1 protein-coding gene is annotated in these 1,949 nt (G+C 69.2%); it reads right to left on the bottom strand.

Translation table 11 applies throughout. From position 1 onward, the window contains the following. Window positions 1-96 precede the first annotated feature (96 nt). Window positions 97-1,554, bottom strand: coding sequence for an adenosylhomocysteinase (gene ahcY / locus E2E34_RS33845; RefSeq protein WP_138905648.1), 1,458 nt, complete (start codon window positions 1,552-1,554; stop codon window positions 97-99). Between the last annotated feature and the right edge of the window lie 395 nt (window positions 1,555-1,949).

Genomic DNA, 1,949 nt, shown 5'->3' with positions numbered 1-1,949 from the left:
ACTGAGCCACACGCCCAGCAGCAGTAGCTTTCGGGCAGGCCCCCGGCACGGGGGTGCGGGGGCCTGCCTGAAAGCTACTGCTGCTGGGCGTGTGGCTCAGTAGCGGTAGTGGTCGGACTTGAACGGGCCCTCGACCTTGACGCCGATGTAGGCGGCCTGCTCGGGGCGGAGCGTCGTCAGCTTGACGCCCAGGGCGTCAAGGTGGAGGCGGGCGACCTTCTCGTCGAGGTGCTTGGGCAGCACGTAGACGTCGGTCGGGTACTCCTCGGGCTTGGTGAACAGCTCGATCTGGGCCAGCGTCTGGTCCGCGAAGGAGTTGGACATCACGAACGAGGGGTGGCCGGTGGCGTTGCCCAGGTTCAGCAGGCGGCCCTCGGAGAGGACGATGATGACCTTGCCGTCGGGGAACTTCCAGGTGTGGACCTGCGGCTTGACCTCGTCCTTGACGATGCCGGGGACGGCGGCGAGGCCGGCCATGTCGATCTCGTTGTCGAAGTGGCCGATGTTGCCGACGATCGCCTGGTGCTTCATCTTGGCCATGTCCGCGGCCATGATGATGTCCTTGTTGCCGGTCGTGGTGATGAAGATGTCGGCGGTCTCGACGACGTCGTCGAGCGTCGTCACCTGGTAGCCGTCCATCGCCGCTTGCAGGGCGCAGATCGGGTCGATCTCCGTGATGATCACGCGGGCGCCCTGGCCGCGCAGGGACTCCGCGCAGCCCTTGCCCACGTCGCCGTAGCCGCAGACGACGGCGACCTTGCCGCCGATCAGTACGTCGGTGGCGCGGTTGATGCCGTCGATGAGGGAGTGGCGGCAGCCGTACTTGTTGTCGAACTTGGACTTCGTCACGGCGTCGTTCACGTTGATCGCCGGGAAGAGGAGGGTGCCGTCACGGTGCATCTCGTACAGACGGTGGACGCCGGTCGTGGTCTCCTCGGTGACACCGCGGATCTCGGAAGCCAGCTGGGTCCACTTCTGCGGGCTCTCACCGAGGGTGCGGTTGAGGAGCGTGAGGATGTGGGCGTACTCCTCGCTGTCCGCGGTGGACGGGTCCGGAGCGGCGCCGGCCTTCTCGAACTCGACGCCCTTGTGGACGAGGAGGGTGGCGTCGCCACCGTCGTCGAGGATCATGTTCGGGCCGCCGGTGGGGGTGTTCGGCCAGGTCAGCGCCTGCTCCGTGCACCACCAGTACTCCTCGAGGGTCTCGCCCTTCCAGGCGAAGACCGGGACGCCGGCCGGGGCGTCGGGGGTGCCGTTGGGGCCGACGGCGATCGCGGCGGCGGCGTGGTCCTGGGTCGAGAAGATGTTGCAGGACGCCCAGCGGACCTCGGCGCCCAGGGCGACCAGCGTCTCGATGAGGACGGCGGTCTGCACGGTCATGTGCAGGGAGCCGGTGATGCGGGCGCCGGCGAGCGGCTGGGCGGCGGCGTATTCCTCGCGGATCGACATCAGGCCGGGCATCTCGTGCTCGGCGAGAGTGATCTCCTTGCGGCCGAAGGCGGCGAGGGAGAGGTCGGCGACCTTGAAGTCCTGGCCGGTTGCGACAGTCGTCATGCGGGCTGCTCCTCGTGGATGTGGGTCGAGGCGGGTACGGCTGACTCTGCGGCGGCGGGCATACGAGTGCCCGGGCGCTCGCAGCGCAGTCCGTCGGAGGCCCTCTCTCCCTCGGCCGGCCCACCGGACCGCCCGACCGCCATCAGCAGCGACGTCTGGCTAGGTCACGAATCTACACCGATCGGCCCAGTGGTCCCCAGCCGCCCTGGTCAGGATGTGGCCGAAAGCCGGGTGACGGCCGGTTCGGCGCGTGCGGCGGCCGGTGGCGGGGGCTGCCTTCCGCAACGGGACCCGCAACGGGGGCCTCCCGCGCGGTCGGCGGGGCGTGGTCCCTAGCATGTGCGGGCACATTCGGGCGCAAGGTTGGGGGCGGTATGCGGCGGGCGGCAGTGGCG

The organism is Streptomyces albidochromogenes (assembly GCF_005981925.1).
Lineage (GTDB): Bacteria > Actinomycetota > Actinomycetes > Streptomycetales > Streptomycetaceae > Streptomyces > Streptomyces albidochromogenes.
This window is presented reverse-complemented; position numbering and strand designations above follow the sequence as displayed.

Coding starts and splice junctions, on each gene's coding strand:
- ahcY (WP_138905648.1), bottom strand. CDS start 1,554: ATGACGACTGTCGCAACCGGCCAGGACTTCAAGGTCGCCGACCTCTCC.